Here is a 24,374-nt window from a genome sequence, read left to right as displayed (position 1 = left end):
GCGAGAGGGCCGTCCGGCGTCGGGCCCGCCGCTGCCTCGTGGCCGCCCGGCCACGCCGACCCGGTGCCCGGCCGGTCGGTCGGCGTTCCGCTGATCGTGGCGTACGGCGGCCACGGGCTCCCGGGATCGGGCAGCGTCCGCAGCGCCGCCGCGAGCGCCGGAACGGCGAACGAGGTCCGCCCGTCCGGGTCGACGGTCACGACCCGGTCCCTGACCAGGCCGTCCACCCGTCGGCCGACAGCTTCCACCGTCCCGTCCGACCGCTCCACGCCACCAGGGCCGAGCAACCCGTCCGACGCCTCCACGCCACGCGGATCCAACCGCCCGTCCGGCGATCGCACACCACGCGGACCCAGCCGCCCTCCCGGCAACCGCACTCCACGCAGATCGTCGAGCCGGAGTTCGCCCTGTTCCGCCAGGCGGGCGAGTGCGACCGCCGTCGCGACCGTGTCGGCGTCCGGTGAAGCGTCCGGCCAGCCGAGCCGGCCCAGCTCCGCGACGTCCGCCGTGAGCCGCAGCCCGCCCTCCGGCACGGCCAGACAGACCTGACCGTCGAGTTCGAGCAGGCCGCCGCACTCCTCCAGCGAGGCGAGCACCGACAGCACGGCCCCCGGGCTCCCCGCCAGCGGGCCCAGCGCACGCGACACCGCCGACACCAGGTCGGGTTCGACGGGGCGGCCCAGCCGCCGCACGATGAGCGCTCCGGCGTCGGCCGGCGTCAGCGGCCGCAGTTCGAGCACCTGGTCCGCCGCCGCGACCAGTTGCGCTCCGGCGATGTGCCCCGGGCTCATCGGCCGGCCTGCCATCACCACCGGCACACCCACGGGACGGAACACGCGCAGCAGCAGCCCCAGGGCCGAGGCCGTCCGCGCCGGCATCCGCTGGGCGTTGTCGAGGACCAGCGCGAAGGGAACATGCCGGGCGGCGTCCGCCAGTACCTCCCCCAAGGTCGACAGCAGAGCCACCTCGGCGCCGGGGCCGGCGGTCCGCAGTTGCACCCGGCGTACGGCGGTGACGCGCACCGGGAGCCGGCCGTCGTGGATCCTGGCGAGTACTCCGCAGACGGTGTCCGCGAGGGCGTCCGCGCCGGCCGGGCCCTCGGCGGCCTCCCAGCCGAGCCGCAGGACCCTGGCGCCCTCCTGGACCACCGCCCGCCGCGCCTGCTCCACCACGGCGGTCTTGCCGGTTCCGGCCCCACCGGTGACCAGCACGGTCCGCGCCTCGGCACCGGTCGTACGCAACACCTCTGCCACGTCCCCGACTTCGCCGTCCCTGGCGACAAGAGGCGAACGGTCCTGCTGCACGACGACTCCTCGTTGCCCCCGTCCTCCCCGTTCTCCCCGCTCCGAACGGGACGCAGGATAGGCGAAGTTCGGCCCGATGTCCCGAGAGCGGGCCACCTGTTTCTTTGCCGGGTCCGCAATGATGGCAAATACTGGGACCGGCCAGGTCCGCCGGGTCGGACCGGGTCGGACCGAGGCGGACGCCGTCCCGTACACGGGTCGTCACATTCGTCGTCGAAGGTTGTGGTGAGGACAGTGGCTGCCCGGGCGGACGCCGAGTTGGTCCTCGGCGGCACAGCCGCGCGTTTCGACCGGACGGGCGCGCGCCTGTTCGGCCGGGAGCGCGAGTCGGACGCGATCGACCGCGGCCTGCGCGACCCGGACGGCCCGCGTCTGGTGCTGGTCCGGGGTGAACGGGGCATCGGGCGCAGCGCGTTCACGCGTGCCGCCGCCGAGCGACTGCGCGCGGAAGGCATCGCGGTCCTGCGGGTGGACTGCGTTCCCGGTGACGGCGAACGCCCGCTGCTCCTGGCGCTGCGCCTGGTCATGGCTCTGGAGGAGCACCGGTCCACCGCGGCGAGACCGGGTACGGCGCGCCGGGCCGCCGCGCAGGCGCTGTCCGCGACGCGGCGGGGCGACCGGGCGTCGCTGGCCGAGGTGCTCGCCGGCTCGCTGGCACAGCCGACGCCCGCGACCGTGGTCGTCGAGGACGCCCAGCATGCCGACGCCGAATCCCTCGCCCTGCTCGGCGAGGTCGACTTCCGGCCGTCGCAGCCCGGGGTCCGGCTGCTGGTCACAGCGGTCCAGCACACCGGGCCGGACAGTACGGAGCCGTCTCCCGGGTCCGGCCGCGCCCTGGAACAGCTGGCTCGCAGCCGGGGTGCGCACACGATCGTGCTGCCGCGCCTCGGGGCGGAGGACGTCACCGCCGCGGTGGCACAGCGCTTGCGGGCGGCGCCGGATGCCGGCCTCGCACGGCGGGCCCACCGGCTGAGCCAGGGGATCCCCGGGGCACTCGACGCCCTGCTCCTCGGGTGGGCCGGCCAGGACGCGATACGCATGGTCGACAGACAGGCCTTCCTGGCCCTCGGGGCGCCGGTGCCGGTGCTGCCGGACGGTGACCGGTTCGTCGAGGCGCTGCGGGCTCTGGGGGAGCCCTGCTGGACGGTGGCCGCGGCGCTGAGCATCCTGTGGCCGCTGGGCCGGTCGGCCGAGGAGTTGGCCGCGGCCTCGACCGAGTTGTCCGCCGAGGCCGTCCGCGACGGCATCCGCACGCTGGTGGACGAGGGCGTCGTGGACGAACTGCCCGGGCAGACCGGCGACGCACCGCGCGGCTGGACGTTCCGCGTACCGCTGATGGAAGACGCCGTACGGGAGCGGCTGGGTCCGCTGGAGCGCGGTCGTCTGTCCGCCGCCGCGGTGGAGGCGCTGTGGGCGGGCGGGGCCCCGGAGGACCCGCCGGTCCGACAGGACCAGCGGACTGCGCCGGTGGCGGTGATCCTCGCCGAGGCGGACGCGGAGACCTATCTGCCGGACCGGATAGCCGACGCGGGCGTCCTGGTCGACCGCGACCGCGCGGTGGCGGAACTGACAGCTGCCGCAAGGGCTCTGTATCCCGATCACGAGCGCCGGGGGATGGTGCGGTGGCATCTGAGAGCCGTCCGTCTCATCGAGGAACCGATCGCGCGCGACCTCGCGATACTGCGGTGCGGCCAGGCCGCCTTCGGCTGCGGTGACTACCGGACGGCCCGGGCGGTGGCCGAGCGGATCGTGTGCGACCCGGCCGAGGGCCTCGACCCGCTGACGCTCTACGACGCCGCCACCCTCCTGGTGGCGTCAGCGGGTGTCGAGCGGGACTGGCCGGCGCTGGACCGGATGGGCACCGCACCGTGGTGGGACGGACTTCGCCTGCCCGCCATGGCCGCCGTGTCCGGCCGCGTCCAGGCCCTGTGGCAGCTGGAGAAGTGGCAGGAGGCACTGACCCTGCTGTCACGGACCGAACCGGTGTGGCAGTCCACCCCCGACAGCCGGGCGTTGCTGGAGTTGTTCCGGAATGTCGCGGAGTTCGTGCTCGGCCGACCGGAGAGACTCACCCGCGCGCTGGCCCTGCCGGAGGTGCCGGGCATGTCCCGCGACAAGGTGTTCGCGAGGACCATCGCCCAGTTCGACCTGCTGCTCGGCACCGGCGACCTGCCGGGGGCCACGGCCCTGCTGTCCGCCCGGGAGCTGTCGGCTGAGCTGCTGCCCGAGTCCAGCCGGTTTCTCCTCCACCACCTCCGGGGGCAGTGGGACGAGGCGCTCGCGCTGGCCCGGCGGCTCATGGTCAACGGCGGGGTGCTGACCGCGGTCCCCACGCACCATCTGCTCCCGGCCCGGACGGCGGCCATCCTCCTCGCGCGCGGGCGCATCACCAGCGCCGACCGTCTGGTCAGCAGCGTGCGCGGGCGGGCGCACGGACCGCTCGAACTCTTCCTGGACCACGCCGAGGCCGAGGTGCTGCGCACTCTCGGCGAACTCGGCCGGGCCGAGGAGACACTGCGGCGCGGCCTGCGGGCGGCCCAGGAGCGTGGATCCGTCTACGGCACCGACGAGTTGTGGGCCTCTCTCGCCGAGGTGCACGCGGAAGCGGGACACACCGGTCGGGCGGCGGCCTGTCTGGAGCGCCTCGATCTGCTGGCCGAGCAGATGAACAGCGGACGGACACGTCTGCTGTACCTGCTGACGTCCGCCGGAGTCCGGCCGGACTCCGCGGCTGCCGGCAGGCACCTGCCCGAAGCGGTCGAGCTGGCCCGCTCGCGCAGCCAGCCGTTCGAAACGGCGGTCGCACTCCTGGCCGCGGTGCGCGCGAACGCGGGCCCGGCGACACTGCTGCGCGAGGCGTACGACCTGTTCGGGGAGACCGGTGCCGCGCTGTGGCGTTTCCGCACCAGGTCCGCGATGCGCGAGGCGGGCATCGCCGTACCCGGTCGGGGGCAGGCCACGGCGGAGAACGAGCACCTGCTGGGCATCCTGCTGGCGGAGGGCCTCACCAACCGTCAGATCGCCCATGTACTGCGGCTCAGCGAGGACGCGGTCGCGAACCGTGTGTCCAGGCTGTTCGCACGCACGGGTATGCGCTCCCGCACGGAGGTCGTGACAGCCGTTCTCACGGGCGGTCCGCTCACGGCTGACGACCGCTGACCTCCCCCACGCGCCGGTCCGGCCACTCGTGCCAGATTCCCCTGTCATTAACGGACGCGGGGCTTCCGTGCCCGAGGCGGAGCAACCGCACCTGTCACGATCAACTCCTCAACCACATGGACCACTTCGAGTTCCCGATTGGGGGGCCAGTGCCTCAGCAGGTACTCACGGACACTGTGCGGGTGGCGATCCACGCGTCCGACCCCATCATCCACGCCGGGCTGGTCAGCTGCCTTCGGGACGACCGTCGCATTCACGAGGTCCCCCCGGACAGGATCCAGGAAGCCGATGTCATCGTCCTCGCCGTGGAGAACGCCGACGCCGCCACCCTGGACCTGATGCGCACCCTGAGCGACAAGCCCGACGCCCGGTTCGCCCTGGTGGTGGGAGGGCAGTGGCAGACCGACATCGCGGCGGCGGTCGACCTCGGGGTCCGTGCCGTGCTCTGGCGGAACTCCTTCACCGTCGCGAACTTCATCCGAACCCTGCTCACCCTCGCGGAGGGCGGTGGCAGCCTCCCGCCCACCCTCCAGGGCACTTTGATGCAACAGATCCAGTGGGTGCAACGGGAGGTCCTCGCCCCCCGAAGCCTGGCGGCGTCGGGGATCGGCGCGCGCGAGGTGGACGTGCTGCGCCTGGTCGCCGAGGGCAAGGAGTTCGCGGAGATCGCGACGAGGCTCTCCTACTCGGAACGCACCGTCAAATACATCCTCTACGGCGTGATGAAGCGCATGCGCCTGCGCAACCGCGCCCACGCCGTCTCCTACGCCATACGCGCCGGCCTCATCTGACCGCGGGCCCCCGCTCCGGGAGAACCGGGCCCGTGGCACTCCGGTCGGCGTCGCCAAGGGCGTCCGGGATGTTCGTCGCACAACGACCCCGGACGCCCTGCCCGCGTTCCCGGGCACACCGTCCGCACGCGCGATGGCTCGTCCGAGGCAGAGGCTGCCGGACGTCGTCGTACGATGCCCAGCGTGACGCCCGACGACGCTCCGCTGCTCGCGGACCTCATGCCGTGGTCCGTCGCACCGCCACGGCTGGGCCGGGGGTGGCCGGCGGCCCCCGACGCCGCATCCCTGAAGGCACGCTGGGACGCCCTTCTGAAGGCCGAAGGGCCGGACCGCGAGGCCCTGTTCGAGCCGACGCGCTCACGCACCCCGCAGTCGGCGGTGGGACAGCTGCCCGGCCGGCACGGCGGCACGGAGAAGCTCGCCCGCGCCACCGGCCCCTGCGCGGAGCCGGTACGGGTCCTGCGGGCGCCCTACGACGAGCAGTGGCTGATCCCGGACCACCGGCTGATCGACGCGGCGCGTCCGGAGTTGTGGCGGGTGGCGGACGAACGGCAGGTGTTCGTCGTCGAGGCGGCGATCGCGCCGGCGGACTCCGGCGGGCCCCTGCTGCTCGCCTCGGGCGTGCTGCCGCTGGTCCGCCCGGGCCGGATCCGCCCCCTGTACCGGCGCCCCGGCGGCACCGAACCCAACCTCGCCCCGGGCCTGTCGGACCACCTCACCGACCGCCTGGGCCATCGCCCCGACCCGCTCGACGTGCTCGCCTGGGCCCTGGTCGCCGTACGCCCGGGGCTGAGTGTCCCGCTCACCGCCGACCCCGAACTCTGGTCCCGGGGGGTCGAGTTGGGCCGCCGGGTGCTCTGGCTGATGCGCCGGGACGGAGAACGGCCCAAGCTGCCCGGCGGCCGACGCCCGTACGTACGGGCCCCACTGCCCTCCCGCCCGGTCGCCCTCCACTACGACCGCACCGAGGAGACCCTCCAGCTCGACGACGGCCGCATCTCCCCGGTGCCGCCCGAGGCCTGGGACTTCGAGGCGGGCGGGGTACGGGTGCTTGAGGGGTGGTTCGCGGCGCGGATGCCCGGCCCCGCCGAGCCCGGAACTCTGGAGGCGATCCGCCCGGCGACATGGCAGCAGACCTGGACGTCGGAGCTGCTGGAGCTGATCACCGTCCTGGCGCTGCTCGCTGAACTACGCCCACAGCAAGCCGAGTTGACGGTGACGAACCCGATCACTGCAGCAGAGCTGCGGGAGACCGGCGTACTCCCGGTACCGGATACGGCACGCAGGCCCGCGTCGGTGCTGGACCACCACGAGGAAGGCCCAGAAGGCCAGTTCACGCTGCTCTGACCGACCCGCCTTCAGGTTTTCAGGGGGGCGGGGCTGTGACATTGTGCGGCTCCGCCGCGTGGGCGCGAGCAACCACAACGGACCCGCACCCGGCAACGAAAGCTCACTGACGCGGCGCGAAGCCATCAAGCACCCGCAGAAGCATCCGCTCGAACACCGCCTCCAGATCGATCGGCCCCGCGTCCTCCATGAACGCCGCCGCCATCCGCGGATACGCCCCGCTCGCCACCTGCCCCCCGAGATACCCGATCCGCATCGCGTTCTCCTGCTCCTCGGACCAGGGCAGGGACCGCGCCCGCTCGGCCGTCGCCAACTCGTTGCCGACGTACGTGGTGACCAGGCCGTTGAGCATCGCGATCAGCTCGAACTTCGTGCCATAGGTGGCGTCGAACGAGTCGAGGCAGCTCAGACAGTGTTCGAGATAGCGCAGGGCGTTGGGGCTGAAGCCGTGGACCGGGGACATCAGACGCGGCAGCCAGGGATGGCGCCGCATGAGAGCGCGTGTCTGACGGGCCACCCGGAGCATGTCGGCGCGCCAGTCGCCCGACGGCTCCCACAACTCGTGCTCGCCACTGATCGCGTCAACCATCAACTCGTACAGGTCCTCCTTGCGGGGGACGTAGTTGTACAGCGACATCGTGCCGCAGCCGAGTTCGGCCGCGACATGCCGCATCGAGGCCGCATCGAGCCCCTCCGCGTCCGCGATCCGCACCGCGGCAGCCGCGATGTCCGCACGGCTGTACGCGGCCTTCGGACCCCGGCCCGCACGTTCGGGACGCGTCCAGATCACTTCGGGTACGGCGGCTCGGCCGGCCATTGATCATCACCTCGACCACCCATCGTAGTTACGTACGGCGTACGTAGTGCGCTATGGTCACCTCATGACCACTACGTACGCTGTACTTAGTGAAGGACTGGAGAAGTCCTTCGGGAAGGTCCATGCCGTACGCGGACTGGACCTGGCCGTGGCCGAGGGGTCCGTGTGCGGACTGCTGGGGCCGAACGGCGCAGGCAAGACCACGGCCGTACGGCTGCTCACCACGCTGCTGCGGCCCGACGCGGGCTCGGCCCGCGTCGCGGGGCACGACCTCGTACGGGAGGCGGCTGCCGTACGGCGCCGGATCGGCGTCACGGGGCAGAACGCGTCGGTGGACGGGGACCTCACCGGCCGCGAGAACCTACGGCTCTTCGCCCGGCTGCACCGAATCAGGGGGCCCGTCCCGCGCGCCGACGAGCTGCTCGACCGCTTCGGGCTGGCGGAAGCCGCCGACCGGCCCGCGTCCACCTACTCGGGCGGCATGCGCCGCCGCCTCGACCTCGCGGCGAGCCTGGTGGAGCGGCCCGCGGTGCTCTTCCTGGACGAGCCGACGACGGGGCTCGACCCCGCTGCCCGCAACCAGATCTGGGCGGCGGTACGTGAGCTGAAGAACGAGGGCACAACGGTCCTCCTGACCACCCAGTATCTGGAGGAGGCCGACCAACTCGCCGACGAGATCGCCCTCGTGGAGCACGGCAGGGTCGCCCACACCGGTTCACCGGCCCAACTCAAGGCGCTCATCGGCTCGTACGCCGAGGTCGTGGTCGCGGATGCCGGCGCGCTGCTCGGCGCCGCCGGGATCCTCGACCGACTCACCGGATCCGAACCGGTGTTGGACCGGGACCGGCTCACCGTCGGCGCGGTCACCACGGACCCGACGCTCACCCTTCCCCGGCTGGTGCGTGAACTGGACGCCGCGGGCGTGGCGTTGCTCGACGTGAGCCTGCGCCCCCCGACCCTCGACGACGTGTTCCTCCGCCTGACGGAACGTAAGGAGCTTGCCGCGTGAGTACGTTGACATCCGCGACGTCCGCGACCTCGGCCCTGGCGTACGACGGCACGGCCATGCTCGGCCGGCATCTGCGGCGGCTGCGGCACAACCCGGGACTGCTGATCCTCACCCAGTCCATGCCGGTCACGATGCTGCTGTTCTTCGGGTACGTCTTCGGCAGCGCCCTCGCGATGCCCGGCGAGGACTACCGGGCCTTCCTCGTACCGGGGTTGCTGGTGGCGACCGCCGCCAACGGCATCATGACCGGGATGTTCCAGGCGGCCCAGGACACCCACCGGGGCGTGACCGACCGGCTGCGTACGTTGCCGATCAGCCGGGCCGCCGTACCACTGGGGCAGGCCCTCGCGGACCTCGTGGTGACCGCAGCGGGGACGGTTCCCCTGCTCCTCGTCGGGCTCGCGGTGGGGTGGCGGATCGAGGGGTCGGCGCTGCGGGCGCTGGGTGCGGTGGGGTTGCTGCTGCTCTTCCGGTTCGCGACGACGTGGATCGGGATCTACCTCGGGCTGCTCTCCCGGAGCGAGGAGGCGGCCGGTCAACTGGGGGGCGCGACGTTTCTCCTGCCGTTGCTGTCGAACGCGTACATCCCGACGGACGGTCTGCCCGGGTGGTTGCGGACCCTGGCCGAGTGGAACCCGATCAGCGCGGTCGCGACGGCGATGCGGGGTCTGTTCGGCAACGCTCCGGTCCCGGTGGACGGGGCGTGGCCGGTCGTCCACCCTGTCGCCGGGTCGCTGGCGTGGTGCGGGGTACTGATCGCGGTGTTCCTGCCGCTGGCTGTACGACGGCACGCGGACGGCGAAGGCTGACCGCTCAGGTCGTTCCATCCTCGGGGGCGCCGCCCCCGAACCCCCGCTCCTCAAACGCCGGAGGGGCTGAAATACCAACGCCGACCGACATTTCCAGCCCGTCCGGCGTTTGAGGACGAGGCCCCTTCAGGGCCGACAGCGGGGTCTGGGGGCGCAGCCCCCAGGGACAGGACGGGACGGGTAGGGGCGGCGGGGGCGAAAACCCGACATGATCCCCCGCATGGAACCCCTCCCCCTCACCGGCCTCACCGTCGTCGCCCTCGAACAAGCCGTCGCCGCCCCCTTCGCCACCCGCCAGCTCGCCGACCTCGGCGCCCGGGTCATCAAGATCGAGCGCGTCGACGGCGGCGACTTCGCACGGGCGTACGACACCGCCGCCCACGGCCTCGCCTCGCACTTCGTGTGGTGCAACCGCGGGAAGGAGTCCCTCGCCCTCGACGTCAAGGACCCTCGCGGGCTCGCCGTCGTCCAGCGACTGATCGCCGACGCCGACGTGTTCGTCCAGAACCTCGCCCACGGCGCCGCCGCCCGCCTCGGCCTCGACGCGGCCACCCTCTGCGCCGCGCACCCCCGGCTGATCGCCGTGGACATCTCGGGATACGGGCCCTCGGGACCGTACGCCGGCAAACGGGCCTACGACATGCTCGTGCAGTGCGAGGCCGGGCTGGTGTCGGTGACCGGGACACCGGAGCAGCCGGTGAAGGCCGGGATTCCGGCGGCGGACATCGCGGCCGGCATGTACGCGTTCTCCGGGGTGCTGGCGGCGCTCGTACGGCGGGGTGTGACCGGGCGGGGCGGGCCGGTGGAGGTGTCGATGCTGGACGCGCTGGCCGAGTGGATGGGGCACCCCCTCCACCATGCGATGCACGACGGCACTCCCCCGGCGCGCACCGGCCTCGCGCACGCCGTCATCGCCCCGTACGACGCCTACAGCACGAGGGACGGCGGCCGGGTGCTGCTGTCTGTACAGAACGACCGTGAGTGGCGGCGGCTGGCCGAACAGGTGCTGGGGCGGCCCGAGTTGGGGTCCGATCCGGCGTACGCGACGAACGCGGCGCGGGTCGGGAACCGGGGGCGGACCGACGCTCTCGTGGCCGAGGCCCTCGGCGGGCTGGAGGTCGACGAGGCCCTGGTGCGGCTGGAGGGCGCCGGGATCGCGTGCGCGCGACTCAGGGACGTACAGGAGGTGGCGGAGCATCCGCAGTTCGCGGCGCGGGACCGATGGCGACAGGTGGGGTCACCGGCGGGGCCGTTGCGCGCGATGCTGCCCCCGATCAATCTGCCGGGCGGGGGCGAGGCACGGATGGGTGATGTGCCCGCGCTCGGGGAGCACACCGAAGCGCTGCTGCGCGCCGTGGGGATGACGGGCGAGGAGATCGCAGCGCTGCGCCGGGACGGTGTGGCCGCCTGAGCACGGGCAGGGAACGACTGGGCGAACGACCGGACAGTGGACGGAGTCGGTTGACCGTGGACGGCGCGGGGGCGCCGATACGGTCCGCTCAGCCCGCTCAGCGCCCGCCGAACAGGGTGCGGCTCAGACGGCGCAGCGGGGCGAAGAGCGAAAGCCTGCTGACCCTCGTACCGAGGTCACTGCGCTGCTTCACCCTGTCCCGCGAAGTGAGTTCGCGCATCAGCGAGGTCGCCTCCGCCGTCTCACGCTGAGGAACCGCGGGTCCCGACAGCACCGAGAGGTGGCGGTCGAGGCGCGCCTTGGTCGCACTGCTTCCGCACGTGATCGCAGGGACGCGTGCCCTGCTGTGCATCGTTATCTGTTCCATGTCACTCCCCACCCGTACAAGTCCACCCGGCCCGGGCAGGTTAACCCTATCGCTCCCCCGGGGCACTCGTGTATCTCGGTCACAGGATTCACCTTCCCCACAAGGGTGTTGACGATTACTCTCCGAATCCAACCGATTCCAGGGCGAGTTGGACAACTGGTGCGCTGGTGGGCTGCTCTGAACCCCCGTCGGGTTCGACGGTCACAGCGAGTGATGTGGCCGACTTGTCGAGACCGGTCGCGACCAAGGGCGTGTCGCCCTTGAAGAGTCCCAGGGAGCGCGGTTGCACATCAGGGCGCATGAGCCACAGTTGGTGCACGCGGTCGCTCGGCAACTCCCCGTACCCACTGAGGGTCACCACCGCGCGCCCCTCGGAGGCGGAGGCGATCGCGGTGATCCCCTGGCCCCGCGCGTCCCGGTCGGCGGTCGCCCGCGCGTCGGGAGCCGACAGAACGTCGGCAATCTCACGTGCCTGGGCCTGCGCGGTGTCCAGCTTGTCCTGGGTCTGCGTGTTCTGCACGGCGAACAGCGCGGCGACCACGAGGGCGGCTGCCGCCGTGAGCGTGGCCAGCGGGGCGAACATGGGGCGCATGCGGGGCGCACGGCGGACCGGCGGCGGTTCGGTGCCCCAGACGTGCGCCGGCAGCTGATGGCTCCGCCTGCGGGGCGCCTCGGCGGAGCGGCCGGGGGCGCGCGCCGGGGACTGGCCCGGGAACTCCTGCGGAGTCGCGCGTACGGCGGACAGGACCCGGTCGCGCATGGCGAACGGGGGCGGCGCGGCCGTGGACCAGGCCAGCCGGACCGTGTCCTCGGACAGCATGCGCACCTCGGCGGTACAGGCGTCGCAGCCGGCCAGGTGCTTGCCGAAGCGGCGCCGCTCGTCGGGATCCAGGGCGTCGAGGGCGTAGGGGGCGGCGAGCGAATGGAGATCCTCGCGGCGGAACAGTCTGCCGAGCACGCTCATGCGACACCTCCCAGGCATTCGCGCAGCCGGGTCAGTCCGTCGCGCATCCGTGTCTTCACCGTGCCCAGCGGGAGCGAGAGCCGCTCCGCCACTTCACGGTATGTGTAGCCGTCGTAGTAGGCGAGGGTGACCGACTGGCGTTGCAGGGTGGTGAGCCGGTCCAGGCAGTGGCGCACCCATTCGCGTTCGAGCCCGGCCTCGACCTCCTCGGCCACATGGTCGAAGGCGGGACGGTGGGAGCGCTCGGCGTCGCGCTGCTCGCGCTCACCGGCCGCGCGGGCACTGCGCACCCGGTCGACGGCCCGGCGGTGCGCGAGCGTGAGTATCCAGGACAGGGCGCTGCCCTTCCTGGGGTCGAACCGGGGTGAGGAGCGCCAGAGTTCGAGCAGTACCTCCTGTGACACCTCCTCCGACTGCGCCGGGTCCCGCACCACGCGCCGCACCAGTCCGAACACCGGCCCCGACACGATCCCGTACAGCTCTTCGAAGGCTTTCTGGTCTCCACCGGCCACGAGAACCAGAAGCTCGTCCGCTCCCACCCGCGTCCCCTCTCTATGGCCGCACACGGCCCCTCCCCGCTCCATCACGCTTGTCACCGTCACCTTAGGCATTCGAAGCGAACCCGCGTCCGGATGGGTACGGATCTGCCGGCCCGGAACGCGGGCCGGCCGCCTCCCAAACGTTTTCAAGACACTTTTCAGATTCGACCAATCCGCATCCGGGAGGGCTCCGAATCCTCCTCGTCAGGCAAGTTGACACGGTGAGGACGGACGGTATGACGACAACCATCTCCAAGGGCGGCGCGCGGCGCAGGAGCATCGCGACCATGATTTGTGGTGCGCTGGCTGCCGGTGGGCTCGCGGCCGCCGGCGTCACCGCGCTCGTACCGGGTACGGCCGCCGCCTCCAGCCACCGCGAGGCGCCGCTGATCTCGGGCACCCCGCAGTTCGACAACACGGACCTGTACGCGTTCGTGAGCCCGGACAAGAAGGACACGACGACGATCGTCGCGAACTGGATCCCGTTCGAGGAGCCGGGCGGCGGCCCGAACTTCTACCAGTTCGCCGAGGACGCCCAGTACGACCTTCACATCGACAACGACGGTGACGCGCAGGACGACCTCCTGTTCCGCTACACCTTCAAGACGCATGTGAAGAACAAGAAGACGTTCCTGTACAACACGGGTGCGGTCGACAGCCTGTACGACCCGGACCTCAACGTCACGCAGACGTACGACATCGAGCTGATCAAGCTCAAGAACAAGCACGAGATGTACAAGACGAAGATCGCCGACGACGTCCCGGTCGCCCCGTCGAACGTCGGCAAGGCGTCGATGCCGAACTACAAGAAGCTGCGCGACCAGGCCATCCACAAGCTGACGAACGGTTCGACCACGTTCGCCGGCCAGGCCGACGACCCGTTCTTCGCGGACCTGCGGGTCTTCGACCTGCTGTACGGCGGGAACCTCTCCGAGGTCGGCAACGACACGCTCAAGGGCTACAACGTCAACTCGATCGCGCTCCAGGTGCCGACGCACATGATCGTGCAGTCGTCGAAGCAGCCGGTCGTCGGTATCTGGTCGACGACCCAGCGCAAGAACGCCAGCGGCTACTACTCCCAGGTCTCGCGACTGGGCATGCCGCTCGTCAACGAGGTCGTCAACCCGATCAAGGACAAGGACAAGTTCAACGCGTCCTCGCCGTACGGCGACGCCCAGTTCCTGAAGAACGTGACCAACCCCGAGCTGCCGAAGCTCATCGAGGCGATCTACAAGATCCCCGCGCCCAAGGAGCCGCGCAACGACCTGGTGGACGTCTTCCTCAAGGGTGTGAAGGGTCTCAACCAGCCGCCGTACGTCACTCCGGCCGAGGAACTGCGTCTCAACACCTCGATCGCCCCGTCCGCGCACCCCAAGCGTCTCGGTGTCCTCGACGGTGACACCGCGGGCTTCCCGAACGGCCGTCGTCTGACGGACGACGTGATCGACGCCTCGCTCCAGGTCGTCGAGGGTGAACTGCTCGGCGCGAAGAACGACCTCGGTGACGCGGTCGACAAGAACGACAAGAACTTCGAGAAGTACTTCCCGTACGTGGCTCTGCCGACCGAGGGTTCGCGCGGTCCGCTCGCCAAGGGCACGACCGGCACCAACGACGTCCGCAGCCAGCTCGGTGACGCACTGCAGCCCGCCGGCACCTCCGGTGGCACCGACACCATGCTGATCGCCGGTTCGGCGGCGGCCGGTGCGGCCGGGTTCCTGCTGCTCACCGCCGGCTTCGTGTGGTGGCGCCGGAACATGGGGAACCGGGCGTACTGACCCGCGGTCAGTTCCCACCCCCACCAGCTGGCGCGGCCCGTTTCCATCCCCACGGCGCGGGCCGCGCCGCACTCCCGTCGACTCCCGGCCCCACCCGGGCGGTCGACCCCCGATTCCCCCGCAGATGACCCGCCCAGGAACCTTGAGGAGAGGGCATGCCCCCGCGTATGAACGACAGCGCACCGGATCGCGAGCAGGCGCCACAGCCGCCACTCACGCGACCGGGCCGTGAGCTCGGCAGCCGGCCGACCGACACGGCGGGGGCGGCCGACATCCTCGGCACGGTGAGGGCCGGGGTCACCGATGAACACGCCGACACGGCCCTGCCCGTACCGGGCGGGACGGACACGGCCGGGCCGGACGCCCACCGGACGCACGCGCCGCGTGACACGTCCGCCCCCGAGCGGAACAGCTCCGCGCAGGGCGCCGACGACCACGCCGCGTCCGGCGACAGCCGGAAGACCCCGACGGCCGAAGTCGCTCCAGAGACCCGGGATGTGCCGGAGGCCGACGGCCTGCCCAGCAGCCGCGAAGAAGCCGCGGCCCCCAGCCCCGAAGCCTCGCCCGCAGGCGTGGGCGGCGTGGCTGCCGAGGACGCGCCGCACGTCTCCCCCGACCAGTCGTCCCTCACCGCCACCGGCGGCGCCGCCCCCGCCCCCGCCCCCGACGAGCGGGTCGCCGCTGTCCGGCGGCTCGGCGAGTCGTCGCGACGGTGGCGGGCGGTGCAACTCGGTGCCTGTGCCGCCGCGTTGGCGGTGGCGTTCACCGCCGGTGCCGTGGTGCTGGGGGCCGTTCGGGACGGGGCCGGGACCGCCACCGTCTCGTCGGCGCCGGCCGCGATGTCCCCCGCGCTGCTCGCGAGCGGGGACATCGGCGCGAGCATCGCCTCTCTTCAGGCCCATCTCCGGGCGCAGCCCAAGGACTTCGGCAGCTGGGCCACTCTCGGGCTCGCGTATGTCGAGCAGGCCCGCACCAAGGGCGATCCCTCCCGGTATCCGCAGGCTCAGCAGGCCTTGGCGCGGTCCCTCGAGCTGGAGCCCGACAACGATCCCGCTCTCGCCGGGCGTGCCGCTCTCGCCGCCGCTCGCCACGACTTTCCCGGCGCCCTCAAGTACTCGGACCAGGCCCTCGCGCAGAACCCCTACAGCGAGCGCGCCCTGTCCACCCGTATCGACGCCCTGGTCGAACTCGGGCGCTACGACGAGGCGTTGAAGGCCACCGACGAGGCCGACGCCAAGCGGCCCGGGGTTCCTGTCTTCACCCGGTACGCGTACGTGCGTGAGCTGCGCGGCGATGTCAGCACCGCCCGGCGTGTGCTGGAGCAGGCGCTCGACTCCGCCACCTCGCGCGGGGACATCGCGTACGTGTCCACCGCACTCGGGCAACTCGCCTGGAACCAGGGCGAGTACAAGTCCGCCCTGGAGCACTACGCCCGCGCCCTCGCCGCCGACGACAACTACCTTCCGGCGCTCGAGGGCCGTGCCCGCGCCCAGTCCGCCGACGGCGACCGGGCCGGCGCGATCAAGGGCATGGAGGACGTCGTCTCCCGCTATCCGCTGCCCGGTCCGCTCGTCGAACTCGGCGAGCTGTACGAAGTCCGGGGCGGCGACGGTGACTTGGCGAAGGCCCGCGCCCAGTACGCGCTCGTCAACGCGTGGACGGCCATCGCCCGCGCCAACGGCGTCAACGCCGACCTGGACACCGCGCTGGCCGCCGCCGACCACGGCGACCGGAAGTCGGCGCTGCGCGCGGCCCGCGCCGAGTGGGACCGTCGCGAGACCGTGCACACGGCTGACGCCCTCGCGTGGGCACTGCACGTCAACGGCAAGGACGAGGAAGCTCTCCCGTACGCCCGCCGAGCCACCGCGACCGGCTACCGCAACGCCTCGTTCCTCTACCATCGCGGCATGATCGAGCAGGGCACGGGCCACCCGAAGGAAGCCCGCGCCTCGCTCTCCGCCGCCCTCGAACTCAACCCCGGTTTCTCCCCGTTGGGCGCCCGCAAGGCCCGTACGGCTCTCAAGTCCCTGGAGGCGGCGAAGTGAAGCCCCGTCGTTCGGCCGCCGCCGGTGCCGCCGTGTTCACGGCCGCCTGCGCGCTCGTCCTGGTCCCCGCCTCCGCCGCGAGCGCGCATCCGCTCGGCAACTTCACCGTCAACCGGTACGACGGTCTCGTCGTCGCCCCCGGCCAGCTGCGGGTCGCCCATGTCGAGGACCTCGCCGAGATCCCGGCCACCCAGGCCAAACCCGACATCGAGAAGCTGGGCCTGACCGACTGGGCAGCGCAGCGGTGCTCGACCGCCGCGCAGGGCAGCAAGGTCACCGTCGCCGGCCGTACGGTCCCGCTCTCCGTCGGCAGTGCCAAGGCGAGCGCGCGCCCCGGTCAGGCCGGCCTCGACACCCTGCGCGTGGAGTGCGAACTCACGGCCGCCCTCCCCGAGGTCGCCGACGGGGACACCCTCGCCCTCGGGTTCCACAGTGCGGGCACCGAGTCGGGGCCCGGCTGGCGCGAGATCACCGCGCGCGGCGACCGGATGACCCTCGCCGAGTCCGACGTACCGCAGAAGTCGGTATCCGGTGAACTGACCAGCTATCCGCAGGAGTTGCTCTCCTCGCCGGCCGACACCGCGACGGCCGCCGTCCAGGTGCGCCCGGGCGGCCCGGCCCTCGCCGAGAGCGGCGAGAAGGCGGCACCGGCGTCCTCCGTACTGCCGCGCGGCGCCGACCGGTGGACGCGCGCGCTGGACTCCCTGGTGGCCCGGCACGACCTCACGGTCGGCTTCGCCGCGCTGGCCCTGGTCATCGCGATCTTCCTCGGCGCGATGCACGCGCTCGCCCCGGGCCACGGCAAGACCCTGATGGCGGCCACGGCGGCAGCCCGGGGCGGCAAGGCCCGGCTGCGCGACGTCATGCCGCTGGCCGCCTCGGTGACGGTCACCCACACGCTGGGCGTGGTCGCCCTGGGCCTGCTGGTGACGGCCGGTTCGGCGGCGGCGCCCTCGGTGATCGCCTGGCTCGGCGTGGCGAGCGGTGTGCTGGTGACGGGGGCGGGCCTGACCCTCACTCGCCGGGCCTGGCGCCAGCGCGCACACGAGCGCACCCACCTCGCCTCCCGTCCGCACCCCCATCCGCATGACCACGAGCACGGTCACTCCCATGACCATGACCATGAGCACGAGCACCCCCACAGCCACACTCACGCCGCCGACAAGGCGCCGGAACGCGAACTGGTCCTCGCCCACGCATCGCACGCCCACGCGCACTCGGACACCGCGCTCGCACCCGCACCCGCCGCGGCTCCCGCACATACGCATGACCATGACCACGGCCACCAGCACGACCACGGGCATGAGCACGATCACGGCCACACCCACGAGCACCACGAGCACCACGACGGCAAGCACAAGCACGACCGCACCACCCTCGAACACACCCACGGCGGCTTCACCCACACGCACGACATCGCGCCCACCCTGCGCGGCACGATCCTGCTCGGGTTCGCCGGTGGGCTGGTGCCGAGTCCGTCGGCCGTGGTCGTGCTGGTCGGGGCCGCCGCGCTGGGCAAGGCGTGGTTCGGGTTCCTGCTCGTGCTGGCGTACGGGGTCGGGCTCGCGCTCACCCTCACCGGGGCCGGGTTCCTCGTCGTACGGCTGGGCAGCGGGGCCAACCGGCTGCTGGACCGGCGTCCGGGGCTGGCCGGCGGCCCGATGCTCGCGCTCGTCCGGCGTACCGCGCCGCTGGCGTCCGCGTTCCTCGTTGTCGCGCTGGGAGCCGGATTGGTGCTCAAGGGGGCGGCATCCGCACTCGGCTGAGCTACGTTTGGTAAGAAATCAGGCGGAGTGCAGAAAATCGGCGTGCAATGAGACCGGATCCGTGAACGCGCGGCTGCGATGGGGGGACGTCCGTGTCCGAGGAACCGGGCAGTGAACGGGTGATCGCGGGCCGCTACCGACTGCTCTCACCGCTCGGCGAGGGCGGTATGGGCACGGTGTGGCTGGCCCGGGACGAGGTGCTGCACCGCGAGGTCGCCGTCAAGGAGGTGCGCGCGCCCGCCGGACTGGCCACCTCGGAGGTCGAACGGCTGTATGCCCGACTGGAGCGCGAGGCCTGGGCCGCGGCCCGCGTCTCCAACCGGAACGTCGTGACGGTGTACGACGTGGCGACCGACGGGGGCCGGCCCTGGATCGTCATGGAGGTGGTCCGCGGGCTCTCGCTCGCCGATCAGCTGGACGCCGAGGGCCCGTTGTCCCCGCAGCGGGCCGCGCACATCGGCGCCGAGGTACTCGCCGCGCTGCGGGCCGCGCACGAGGCCGGGGTGCTGCACCGGGACGTGAAGCCGGCCAACGTACTGCTGTCCAACGACGGCCGGGTGGTGCTCACCGACTTCGGAATCGCAACGGTCGAGGGCAGCTCGGCCCTCACCATGACCGGCGAACTCATCGGCTCCCCCGAGTTCCTCGCGCCCGAACGGGCGTTGGGGCGCACCCCCGGCCCCGAGTCCGACCTGTGGTCGCTGGGCGTGCTGCTGTACGCGGCGGTCGAGGGCAACTCGCCCTTCCGGCAGAACACCCCGCTCAGCACCCTGCGCGCCATCGTGGACGAGGAGTTGCCGCCGCCGCTCCGGGCGGGGCCGCTGACGCCCGTCATCGAGGGGCTGCTGCGCAAGGATCCGGCCGAACGTCTTCCCGCCGAGCGGGCCGAGCACGATCTGCGGATCATCGGGGCGGGAGGCACCCTGAGCGCGGACACCGTCCGGACGGCCCCGTACACGCCGCCGATCGCGGCGGCCTTCCCGCAGCACCCGGCTACGCCCCCGCAGCCGATGCCCGTTCCCACGGCCGCGACCGGGCCCGTGCCGCCTCCCCCGGACACCCGCGCGACCACTCGCCCGGCCGAACCGGATCGCAACCGCCGGGCGGCCGTCGCCCTGGTCGCGGGCCTCGCCGCCATCGCACTGGCGCTCGCCGGACTGACATACGCGCTGCTCAACCACGACAACGGCGATGACGGCACCGACGCCGGCGCCGACAGCAGCACACAGCAGAGCAATGATGGTACGGGCGGGGCGAGTTCACCGAAGAACAGCCCCAGCGACTCCGGCGACGAGAAGACGAGCCCCACTCCGAGCAGCAGCGACAGCGGCAGGACCTCACAGCCGGCGCAGACAGTGGAGGTCCACGTCGCCGGTTCGGGCACCGACTACTCGGGGGCCTGTCCGCCGCCCGAGGCCCAGGCGCCCGGCTTCACGGCGACGTTCACGGTGGGCAACGTGCCCACGAAGATCTCCTACCGCTGGGTGACGGAGACGGGCGAGGCGCCGGAGCAGGGCTGGCGGACGCTGTCGTTCCCCTCGGGCGGCGGGAAGACCAAGGAGAACAAGGTCTTCGTGACGACGTACGACAAGAGTGGGACGATCGAGAACGCGATCGGCGTGGAGGTCCGCGACCCGGTGAGCGTGAAGTCCAACTCCGTGCCGTTCTCGGTGACTTGCGAGACGGAGACCCCGACGGACGGGGTCTCCTCTCCCACGGGCACTCCCGCCGCCACGCCCTGAACGGACGCCGGTCGGGCGATCGGACAGTCAGGCGGTCAGGCGGCGCTGTTGAACGCCGGCAGATAGCCGCCCGACTGGCCGGCGGCCGTCGGGTGGTAGGACTCGCCGATGTTGAGCAGGTTGAGGCTGTGCAGCCACGAGCTGCCCGAGCAGAGTTCGTGACCGGTGAAGGCCGGCTTGACGTCACCGAAGGTGAAGCCGTGGTCGGCGGCCCTCTTGGCGATCGCGCTGTTCAGGTATTCGGACGCGCCGTTGATCGCGGACCGCTTGGTCTCGGAGAGTCCGAGGCAGGCCTGGCCGAGCTGGTAGAAGCGGGGGTAGCCCAGGACGACCACGTGGGCGTCGGGCGCCCGGGAGCTGATGGCGTCGTACACGGTGTCGAGCCGGCCGGGGAGGGTCGAGTCGACGTACGCCCGCGCGGTGTTGATACGGGCGAGACAGGAACTGTCGGACTGGAGCACACAGGTCGACATGACGTCGGCGAAGCCCGCGTCGTTGCCGCCGACACTGATCGAGACGAGGCCCGTGGAGGCGCCGAGCGGGGTCAGCTGGTTCGCCAGAACATCACCCGTTCGAGCGCCCGAGCAGGCCGTGAAGTTGAAGCTCGAGGGTGAATGAGCGGCGGCCCAGAGGTACGGATACGCCTTCGTGCTGCGCTTGCAGTCGCCGCTGGAGCCGATGTAGCTGCCCGAGCCGACCCCCGAGGAGTAGGAGTCGCCGAGGGCCACATAGCCGGTGGGGGCGGCGAGTTGGGACGCCTGCACCGATGTTGCCCCGGTGAGGGCGGCGGCGCCGGCGAGGAGGAGCGAGATCATGCATGCCGTGAATCGGGAATGTCTCATGAAACCTCCATTAGCAGGATCTCTGCCACAACGTTCGTATCAACTACGCGTGTTGACCGGAAGTGTCCATGCCAAGACTTTTCCGCCGCTAAAGGGCCGGATCACCCGCGCTCACGGCGCCTTCGATTGCCTGCTTATGACATGCATGTGACAAGCGAGCCAGACCCTTGAGCAACTCCCGTCCATGACCGAGTCTTTACCTCAGCCCGGGCGGAACGCGACGCTCCGGGTTGTGTCCGCACCAGCGGGCACCCCCCACAGACGCGCCCGTATCCAGGCGTGTGCTGCCTAAGAGGAGGACTCCCTCGTAATGGCACAACTGCGCAGCAAGAAGATCAGGACCGCCGCGACCACCGTCGTGGCAGCCGCCGCTCTCGTCGGCGGATTCACCGCGCTCCCCGCCCAGGCAGCCCCGGCACCCGCCGAGGGCAACGTGCTGGCCGCCGGCTCCCCCACAGCCGTCAAGGACAGCTACATCGTCACGCTCAAGAAGACGGCGGGCCTCAAGTCCGCGTCGAGCGCCGGCAAGGGCCTGATCAAGGAGTACGGCGGCACGGTGAAGAAGACGTTCAGCACCGCGCTGAACGGCTACACGGCGACCCTCTCCGCGACCGAGGCCCGCAGACTCGCCGCCGACCCCGCGGTGGCAGCCGTCGAGCAGAACCAGACGGTGCACGTCGACGCCACACAGTCCAGCGCCCCCTGGGGCCTCGACCGCATCGACCAGGCCGCTCTGCCGCTGTCCGGCACCTACACCTACCCGGACACGGCCGGCGCCGGGGTGACGGCGTACGTCATCGACACCGGCGTACGCATCACGCACTCCCAGATCAGCGGCCGGGCCGCCAACGGCTACGACGCCGTGGACGGTGACAACGTCGCGCAGGACGGCAACGGCCACGGCACCCACGTCGCCACCACCATCGCGGGCTCGACCTACGGTGTCGCCAAGGCGGCGAAGATCGTGGCGGTCCGCGTGCTCGACAACGCCGGCTCCGGCACCACTGCCGGCGTCATCGCGGGTATCGACTGGGTGACCGCGAACCACAGCGGCCCCTCCGTCGCCAACATGTCGCTCGGCGGCGGCGCCTCCACCTCGCTGGACACCGCGGTCTCCAACTCCATAGCCAGCGGCGTGACCTACGCGATCGCGGCCGGCAACAGCAGCGCCAACGCCTCCTCCTACTCCCCCGCGCGGGTCGCGGCGGCCATCACGGTCGGCGCCACGACCAGCACGGACGCCCGGGCCAGCTACTCCAACTACGGATCGGTGCTGGACATCTTCGCCCCGGGTTCCTCGATCACGGCGGGCTGGAACACCGGCGACACCGCGACGAACACGATCTCGGGTACGTCGATGGCCACCCCGCATGTCGCGGGTGCGGTGGCGGTCTACCTCGCGGGCCACACCTCGGCCACCCCGGCCCAGGTAGCCACCGCTCTCACAGGCGGCGCCACCACCGGCGTGGTCACCAGCCCGGGCACCGGTTCCCCGAACCGCCTGCTGAAGCTCGTCTCGTAACACCCGTCCCGCACCAGTAACCCGCCCGACCTGAACGGCAGTTCCCCGGAGGCAGCCGGCACCTCCGGGGAACTCGTCCGTCCACCCCTTCGTTCCCCTCCTGGGAACGTCGTGTACGCATTCGGACCAGTTGTCGCGAGGGTTGCGCATCTTGACTCGTCCGGCCCGCTGCGCGACATTGAAGCCCGGCATCCGGCGCGTCGGGGGGCAAAGTCGCCAATGCAGACCATACGTATCAAGCCATCTTCATCCGGGAGCGGATCGGGCGGCGGTGAGCCGCCGGAACAGGGGCCGGGAAAGGACCTGTTGCCGCTGCTCACGGGCGTGTTCGTGGCCCTCGCGGCCGTCGGTGCGGCCCTCGCGCTGACCGCCACCGTCTCGCCGTTGCGCGGCCCCCTCACGCTGTTCCTCCTCCTCGCCGCGCCGGCGGTCGCCGTGGGAGCCGCGCTGCGCGGGCTGGAGCCGTTCGGCCGGGTCGTCACATCCGTGGCGGCGGCGGTCGCACTCGATCTCCTGGTCGCCCAGGGCATGCTGGCGACGCACCGGTGGTCGGTCCGCGGTGCAGTCGTGGCCGTGACCGTGATCAGCGCGCTGATCCTCCTGCTGGTTCTGGCAGGGCGACAGCGCGGCCGTACGGCGAGAAGACGGACCCCCTGACGTGGTTGGTGACGTGGCTCGTAATCTGACTCCCGACGTGACCCTCACCGTGCACCGGCCCGGCGAACTGACCGCCGCCGACCGGGCCGCCTGGACGGCGTTGCAGGCCAAGGCCCATCTGCACGGCTCGCCCGAACTGGCGAACCCCTTCCTGTCCCCGGAGTTCGCGCTCGCGATCGGCCGTTGCAGACGCGGCGTACGCATCGCGGTGCTCCACGAGGGCGGGGAACCGGCCGCGTTCTTCCCGTTCCAGAGATCCGCCGCCGGAGTCGGCCGGGCGATCGGGCTCGGTGTCTCCGACTGCCAGGGGCTGGTGCACCGCCCCGGATTCGACTGGGACGCAAGGGAGTTGCTGCGGGCCTGCGGGCTCGCGGTGTGGGAGTTCGACCATCTGGTGGGCGGCCAGACGCCGTTCGAGGCCGGAGCCTCCGGCACCTTCCCGTCCCCGGTGATGGACGTCGACCAGGGGTACGAGACCTATCTCGCCGGACTCCGGGCGCGCTCCCCGAAGTTCACGCGCACGACGCTCGCCAAGGAGCGCAGACTCGGCCGGGACGCCGGCGAGGTCCACTACGTGCACGACGAGCGCGATCCCGAGGCGCTGACCAGGCTGATGGCGTGGAAGTCCGCCCAGTACCGCAGGACCGGCCGCAGCGACCGGTTCGCGCACCCCTGGATCACCCGGCTCGTACAGCAGCTCTTCCACACCCGTTCCGACCCGTTCGCAGGCATCCTTTCGGTGCTCTACGCCGATGGGAAGCCGATCGCCGCCCACTTCGGACTGCGCACCGAACGCGTACTGGCCTGCTGGTTCCCGGCATACGACCCGGCGTACTCGAAGTACTCGCCGGGGCTGATCCTGCATCTGCGGATGGCCGAGGCGGCAGCCGCCGACGGTATCGCGTACCTGGATCTGGGCCGGGGCCAGAAGGAGTACAAGGACTCCCTGAAAACACGTGAACTCCTGGTGTCCGAGGGGTGGGTGACACGTCGTCACCCGGTGGCGGCCGGACATCGGGCGCGGCGCGCTCCGGTACGCGCGCTGCGCAACGTGGTGCTGTCACGGCCGGAGCTCTTCGAACCGGCGGACCGGGCACTGAAGCGGATGGGACAAATCCGTTCCAGAAATCGATCAAAGTAGTTGCGTAACGGTCAAACCAACAAAAACGTGAGACCTCGTTCCAGGTCTTGCCATAAGGGCACAATCCTCAATACCGTCGTACTCTCACCCGCATCGGTACGTCGTCCTGTGACTCAGGGGAGGGCTCAGGGTCCACGACGACCGTCGGAGCGGGACGCGGTAGGGGGGTGCCGTGCTCGGTGGACGTACGTCCCGCCGGGCCGTGCCGCGAAACCGACCACCGGGTCACGGTGTTCGGCCAGCTTTGCCAGCTCACCCGGCATGTTCGTAAACAGCTAGCAACTGATACGGAGAGTCCATTCGGCATGCCGTAAGTGAGAACCCCCCTTTCGAACCGGACAAAAAACCGGGCTGCCCAGGGGCGGGC

The 24,374-nt window shown here is 71.5% G+C and carries 19 protein-coding genes; 13 read left to right on the top strand and 6 right to left on the bottom strand.

Features of this window, described 5'->3' with window-relative positions; all coding sequences use genetic code 11:
* On the bottom strand, positions 1–1,304 hold a 1,304-nt coding region (locus tag G3I56_RS35185), incomplete at its 3' end, for an ATP-binding protein (RefSeq protein WP_164416229.1).
* A gap of 234 nt (positions 1,305–1,538) precedes the next feature.
* Between G3I56_RS35185 and G3I56_RS44880 the strand changes: the two genes are divergently transcribed.
* From G3I56_RS44880 to G3I56_RS35170, 3 genes are all read left to right on the top strand, one after another.
* On the top strand, positions 1,539–4,463 hold the full coding sequence (locus G3I56_RS44880) for an AAA family ATPase (protein ID WP_164416227.1): 2,925 nt from the start codon (positions 1,539–1,541) through the stop codon (positions 4,461–4,463).
* A 182-nt stretch (positions 4,464–4,645) separates the two neighbouring features.
* Positions 4,646–5,254: a response regulator transcription factor gene (locus G3I56_RS35175; RefSeq protein WP_343240144.1), complete on the top strand. Its 609-nt coding sequence runs from the start codon at positions 4,646–4,648 to the stop codon at positions 5,252–5,254.
* Between the two features lie 174 nt (positions 5,255–5,428).
* Positions 5,429–6,601 (top strand): type ISP restriction/modification enzyme, encoded by a 1,173-nt coding sequence (locus G3I56_RS35170; RefSeq protein ID WP_164416224.1) that lies wholly within the window; start codon positions 5,429–5,431, stop codon positions 6,599–6,601.
* 103 nt (positions 6,602–6,704) lie between these two features.
* Here G3I56_RS35170 and G3I56_RS35165 read toward each other — a convergent pair whose 3' ends face one another.
* The gene (locus tag G3I56_RS35165) at positions 6,705–7,418 is read right to left on the bottom strand and encodes a TetR/AcrR family transcriptional regulator (RefSeq protein ID WP_164416222.1); all 714 of its coding nucleotides are present in this window, start codon (positions 7,416–7,418) and stop codon (positions 6,705–6,707) included.
* 64 nt (positions 7,419–7,482) lie between these two features.
* Here G3I56_RS35165 and G3I56_RS35160 point away from each other — a divergent pair, with 64 nt between their 5' ends.
* From G3I56_RS35160 to G3I56_RS35150, 3 genes are all read left to right on the top strand, one after another.
* Entirely contained in the window at positions 7,483–8,427 is a 945-nt protein-coding gene (locus tag G3I56_RS35160; RefSeq protein ID WP_164416220.1) for an ATP-binding cassette domain-containing protein, read from the top strand.
* A 56-nt stretch (positions 8,428–8,483) separates the two neighbouring features.
* Positions 8,484–9,236 carry an ABC transporter permease gene (locus G3I56_RS35155; protein ID WP_203691418.1) on the top strand — a complete coding sequence of 251 codons (753 nt, stop codon included), beginning with the start codon at positions 8,484–8,486 and terminating at the stop codon, positions 9,234–9,236.
* 208 nt (positions 9,237–9,444) lie between these two features.
* Positions 9,445–10,647, top strand: a complete 1,203-nt coding sequence (locus tag G3I56_RS35150) for a CaiB/BaiF CoA-transferase family protein (RefSeq protein ID WP_203691385.1) — start codon at positions 9,445–9,447, stop codon at positions 10,645–10,647.
* A gap of 97 nt (positions 10,648–10,744) precedes the next feature.
* Here G3I56_RS35150 and G3I56_RS35145 read toward each other — a convergent pair whose 3' ends face one another.
* The 3 genes from G3I56_RS35145 to G3I56_RS35135 form a co-directional block, all read right to left on the bottom strand.
* Positions 10,745–11,014: a hypothetical protein gene (locus G3I56_RS35145; protein WP_164416216.1), complete on the bottom strand. Its 270-nt coding sequence runs from the start codon at positions 11,012–11,014 to the stop codon at positions 10,745–10,747.
* Positions 11,015–11,129: 115 nt separating this feature from the next.
* Positions 11,130–11,978, bottom strand: a complete 849-nt coding sequence (locus G3I56_RS35140) for an anti-sigma factor (RefSeq protein WP_164416214.1) — start codon at positions 11,976–11,978, stop codon at positions 11,130–11,132.
* Complete coding sequence (locus G3I56_RS35135; RefSeq protein ID WP_164317835.1) at positions 11,975–12,517, bottom strand: sigma-70 family RNA polymerase sigma factor; 543 nt, start codon at positions 12,515–12,517, stop codon at positions 11,975–11,977. The genes G3I56_RS35140 and G3I56_RS35135 overlap by 4 nt, the downstream gene beginning before the upstream one ends.
* Before the next feature lie 287 nt (positions 12,518–12,804).
* On the opposite strand from G3I56_RS35135, the gene G3I56_RS35130 reads away from it, so the two are divergent.
* The 4 genes from G3I56_RS35130 to G3I56_RS35115 all read left to right on the top strand — a co-directional run bounded on the left by G3I56_RS35130 (position 12,805) and on the right by G3I56_RS35115 (position 19,845).
* A complete protein-coding gene (locus G3I56_RS35130) occupies positions 12,805–14,292 on the top strand; it encodes a DUF4331 domain-containing protein (RefSeq protein WP_164416258.1) in 1,488 nt (495 codons plus the stop codon).
* 155 nt (positions 14,293–14,447) lie between these two features.
* The gene (locus tag G3I56_RS35125; protein WP_164416212.1) at positions 14,448–16,337 is read left to right on the top strand and encodes a tetratricopeptide repeat protein; all 1,890 of its coding nucleotides are present in this window, start codon (positions 14,448–14,450) and stop codon (positions 16,335–16,337) included.
* Positions 16,334–18,103, top strand: a complete 1,770-nt coding sequence (locus G3I56_RS35120) for a sulfite exporter TauE/SafE family protein (protein WP_164416210.1) — start codon at positions 16,334–16,336, stop codon at positions 18,101–18,103. The genes G3I56_RS35125 and G3I56_RS35120 overlap by 4 nt, the downstream gene beginning before the upstream one ends.
* A gap of 92 nt (positions 18,104–18,195) precedes the next feature.
* Positions 18,196–19,845 carry a protein kinase gene (locus tag G3I56_RS35115; protein WP_343240143.1) on the top strand — a complete coding sequence of 550 codons (1,650 nt, stop codon included), beginning with the start codon at positions 18,196–18,198 and terminating at the stop codon, positions 19,843–19,845.
* A gap of 35 nt (positions 19,846–19,880) precedes the next feature.
* Here G3I56_RS35115 and G3I56_RS35110 read toward each other — a convergent pair whose 3' ends face one another.
* Positions 19,881–20,687: an SGNH/GDSL hydrolase family protein gene (locus tag G3I56_RS35110; RefSeq protein ID WP_164416208.1), complete on the bottom strand. Its 807-nt coding sequence runs from the start codon at positions 20,685–20,687 to the stop codon at positions 19,881–19,883.
* A 310-nt stretch (positions 20,688–20,997) separates the two neighbouring features.
* On the opposite strand from G3I56_RS35110, the gene G3I56_RS35105 reads away from it, so the two are divergent.
* From G3I56_RS35105 to G3I56_RS35095, 3 genes are all read left to right on the top strand, one after another.
* Positions 20,998–22,209, top strand: a complete 1,212-nt coding sequence (locus G3I56_RS35105; protein WP_164416206.1) for a S8 family peptidase — start codon at positions 20,998–21,000, stop codon at positions 22,207–22,209.
* A 306-nt stretch (positions 22,210–22,515) separates the two neighbouring features.
* Positions 22,516–22,866: a hypothetical protein gene (locus tag G3I56_RS35100; protein WP_239135293.1), complete on the top strand. Its 351-nt coding sequence runs from the start codon at positions 22,516–22,518 to the stop codon at positions 22,864–22,866.
* A 37-nt stretch (positions 22,867–22,903) separates the two neighbouring features.
* Positions 22,904–24,007 carry a GNAT family N-acetyltransferase gene (locus tag G3I56_RS35095; protein WP_164416254.1) on the top strand — a complete coding sequence of 368 codons (1,104 nt, stop codon included), beginning with the start codon at positions 22,904–22,906 and terminating at the stop codon, positions 24,005–24,007.
* The last annotated feature ends 367 nt before the right edge of the window (positions 24,008–24,374 follow it).

Origin of the sequence: Streptomyces sp. SID12488, from assembly GCF_010548275.1 — a bacterium.
Lineage (GTDB): Bacteria > Actinomycetota > Actinomycetes > Streptomycetales > Streptomycetaceae > Streptomyces.
This window is presented reverse-complemented; position numbering and strand designations above follow the sequence as displayed.

Bases quoted from the DNA above. Each gene is read 5' to 3' on its own strand.
- G3I56_RS35170 (WP_164416224.1), top strand. From the start codon at position 5,429: ATGCCCAGCGTGACGCCCGACGACGCTCCGCTGCTCGCGGACCTCATG.
- G3I56_RS35165 (WP_164416222.1), bottom strand. From the start codon at position 7,418: ATGGCCGGCCGAGCCGCCGTACCCGAAGTGATCTGGACGCGTCCCGAA.
- G3I56_RS35160 (WP_164416220.1), top strand. From the start codon at position 7,483: ATGACCACTACGTACGCTGTACTTAGTGAAGGACTGGAGAAGTCCTTC.
- G3I56_RS35155 (WP_203691418.1), top strand. From the start codon at position 8,484: ATGCTCGGCCGGCATCTGCGGCGGCTGCGGCACAACCCGGGACTGCTG.
- G3I56_RS35150 (WP_203691385.1), top strand. From the start codon at position 9,445: ATGATCCCCCGCATGGAACCCCTCCCCCTCACCGGCCTCACCGTCGTC.
- G3I56_RS35145 (WP_164416216.1), bottom strand. From the start codon at position 11,014: ATGGAACAGATAACGATGCACAGCAGGGCACGCGTCCCTGCGATCACG.
- G3I56_RS35140 (WP_164416214.1), bottom strand. From the start codon at position 11,978: ATGAGCGTGCTCGGCAGACTGTTCCGCCGCGAGGATCTCCATTCGCTC.
- G3I56_RS35130 (WP_164416258.1), top strand. From the start codon at position 12,805: ATGATTTGTGGTGCGCTGGCTGCCGGTGGGCTCGCGGCCGCCGGCGTC.
- G3I56_RS35125 (WP_164416212.1), top strand. From the start codon at position 14,448: ATGCCCCCGCGTATGAACGACAGCGCACCGGATCGCGAGCAGGCGCCA.
- G3I56_RS35110 (WP_164416208.1), bottom strand. From the start codon at position 20,687: ATGAGACATTCCCGATTCACGGCATGCATGATCTCGCTCCTCCTCGCC.
- G3I56_RS35105 (WP_164416206.1), top strand. From the start codon at position 20,998: ATGGCACAACTGCGCAGCAAGAAGATCAGGACCGCCGCGACCACCGTC.